This window comes from Acinetobacter sp. NRRL B-65365 (assembly GCF_001605865.1).
In the GTDB taxonomy this organism is placed as follows: domain Bacteria; phylum Pseudomonadota; class Gammaproteobacteria; order Pseudomonadales; family Moraxellaceae; genus Acinetobacter; species Acinetobacter vivianii.
In genome coordinates, this window is the sequence record NZ_LRPD01000060.1 from 1 (window position 1) to 3,041 (window position 3,041).

The following is a 3,041-nucleotide window of genomic DNA, read 5'->3' on the forward strand; positions in this document are numbered from 1 at the left end:
TTTTCCTGATCTTGAAACAGATAACTGGCATTAAAATAGGCATCATCAAATTTGCCTTTTAAGTCCACCCGAAAAATATCGAAATACAGCTTACCGAATCCACCATTCGGCCCTTCCCAATTTTCATAACGCTGATTGAGTCGTACCACACCGCCGACTTGTACTGAATCGGTACCGTCTTCACTTTTCCATTCTAGGGCTGAGCTTTGTGCAAATACATTTGAACTGCTACCCAAATACAATGCAGCAAATAGCATGGCTATAGAGGTCTTTTTCATCTCTTGATTCCTTGGTTTTTGTTCCAACGATCCTGTTGGCTAGCTTTTTTGTTTTACCTATAAAACATAGTTTTTATCGTTTTATGGGCAAAAAAATTTGCCCATAAAACAGTCTTCACATCAGCACGGACTGCCAATGCTCAGTGGGATTAGTACAATTTTTTCTGTGGTGGCCCTGCAAAGTTCAATGGCCCAATTGAATGCATATCCAGTTCAATTACGCTTGGACCTTTGAAATCAACCGCTTCCTGAATCACGGTCTTGAATTCATCCGCACTGCCCACTTTCCAGCTCTTCACCCCCATTGCTTCGCCTAAGACTTTATAGTCTGGGGTATGCAATTCATTGAAATACTGGCGACCACCGAAGTAGTTATTTTGAATACCGCGCATCACGCCATAACCACCATCATTCATGATCATCAGCACCATATTGGTATTTTCTTGCGCCATGGTTGCGATTTCGCCGATGCCTAACATCAAACCGCCATCACCGACTAAACCAATGACTTTCTTGTCAGGATTGGCAATCGAGGCACCAATCGCAGTTGCCAGACCTAGACCAATTGCACCTGCTAGAGAATGAATATTCTGGTTTGGCGCCTGTACTGGAAATAAACGGCTGCCCCAAGTGCTACCTGACATGGTAATGTCACGTACAAAAATGCCATCTTGCGGTAATGCAGCACGTAAGTGATCACAAATCAAGGCATATTGATCTAACTGAGTACGTAGCGCATCTATTGCCGCCTGTTTGGCCTGAACCACAGCTGCATCATAATCTGCGTCAACTTTTGAGATACCTTGCAGGCCCGTCAATACACGTTGCAGCACATCTTTGGCATCACCACAAATGAAATTACGAACTTTATAATTACGCTGTTGTGCGACTGGATTGGCATCAATCTGGATAATATTGTCAGGGAATTGCACTGAATAGGTCTTGGTTTCATTACTACGTAAACGTGAACCCACCACTACTAATAGATCAGCATCTTTAAGTAACTGCTCAACACCAGCCGAGTTATGGAATGCGCCTAAGCTACGTGGATGATCATCGGCCAACACGCCACGCGCATGTGTTGATGACACCACAGGAATCCCAAGATCAGCAATAGCTTTGACTTCTGCAACGCTATTCAACGTACCACCACCGATCCAGAACACTGGGCGTTTGGCTTTTTTCAGTTCTTCAACAATTAAGTCGACTTCGACCTGTTCAGCTTGTGGCAATTCAAGGGCTTTTACTGGCCCCAAGTTCAGTGGCAAATCGATTTCTGCTGCTTGCACATCAATCGGTAACTCAACGCTCACTGGCCCCATCGGTACTGTAGTGGCTACACGAATTGCTTCACGGATCACACCCACCGCATTGTCAGGACTGGTGATACGAAATGCAGCTTTGCTTGATGCACGTAAAAAAGTCAGCTGATCTTTGGTTTCATGAATAAAGCTGGCATCACGATCCAGATATTCACGTTCCACTTGCCCGGTTAAATGCAATACAGGACTACCTGCATTCATTGCTTCGATCAGTGAACCGACTGCATTACCTGCACCCGCGCCAGTACTGGTAAGCGCCACACCAAGTCCTTTAAAACGAGAGTGACCATCTGCCATCGTGACCGCACCGGCTTCACCGCGTGCCGCCACAAAACGGATTTTTTCACGGCGACCAACTGCATCAGCAATCGGCAAGTTATGGATCGAGATCACACCATAAATACTGTCTACTTGGTGTGCTTCTAAAACACGGGCGATGGCTTCGCCGACATTTACACGTTCTGTCATTTGTATATTCCTCAAAAACTGTTCATTCCATGAATGTATTAATTCGCCCAAGGATTTGGCTGCTCGCTTAATCCCATATAGATGCTTTTTTGTTGCATGTAAGACAAAATGCCTAAACGACCTTTTTCACGCCCGATACCACTTTCTTTAAAGCCACCAAATGGCGCTGAAATCGAGAATTTTTTATAGGTATTGATCCAGACCGTACCCACTTCTAAAGCACGAGCAATTTGCCATGCCTTACGATAGTTTTCAGTCCAGATGCCTGCGGCAAGACCAAAACAACTGTCATTGGCTTGTGCAAGCAAATCTTGTTCATCGTCATATTTCATCACCACCAGCACAGGACCAAAAATCTCTTCCTGACAGGTTTGTGCTGAATTACTTAAGCCTGTAATAATGGTTGGTAAGTAATAGCTACCTTTGGCAAACTCACCTTCGGTTAAGGCATGACCACCCACAAGGACTTGTCCACCTTCTTGTTTCGCGAGCTGTACATAGTCATCGACAGAAGCCAAATGCTTCGGGTTAATCAAAGAGCCGAGATGTACGCCTGCGGTTTCAGGGTGCCCAACACGCAAGCCTTTGGTGATTTCAACCAGACGACTGAGAAATTGATCATAGATACTGCTGTGTACAAACAGGCGCGAACCTGCAATACAGGCTTGTCCAGCCGAACTAAAAATACCGTAAGCCACACCTTTTGCAGCCAACTCAATATCCGCATCTGGCAATACAATCGTTGGTGATTTTCCACCAAGCTCCAAAGAGGTTGTGATCAGTTTATCGGCAGCTAAATGTGCCAAATGACGACCAGTCGTGGTTCCACCCGTAAATGAAATCTTACGTACCAAAGGATGCTTTACGATTGCATCACCAATCACCGAACCACGTCCGACCAATACACTGAGTAAACCTTTCGGTAAACCCGCTTCTTCAAAGATTTTAGCCAGTTCTAATGCAATCAAAGAAG

2 protein-coding genes and 1 pseudogene are annotated in these 3,041 nt (G+C 45.0%); all 3 read right to left on the reverse strand.

Annotated elements, in window-relative coordinates:
- Window positions 1–278 (reverse strand): annotated as a pseudogene (locus AWW72_RS16560) (hypothetical protein); the annotation flags it as partial.
- Between the two features lie 149 nt (window positions 279–427).
- A complete protein-coding gene (locus AWW72_RS16565) occupies window positions 428–2,068 on the reverse strand; it encodes a thiamine pyrophosphate-binding protein (RefSeq protein ID WP_062848057.1) in 1,641 nt (546 codons plus the stop codon).
- A gap of 38 nt (window positions 2,069–2,106) precedes the next feature.
- Window positions 2,107–3,041 (reverse strand): aldehyde dehydrogenase family protein (locus AWW72_RS16570; RefSeq protein WP_155858569.1); only part of this gene is annotated, 935 nt, incomplete at its 5' end.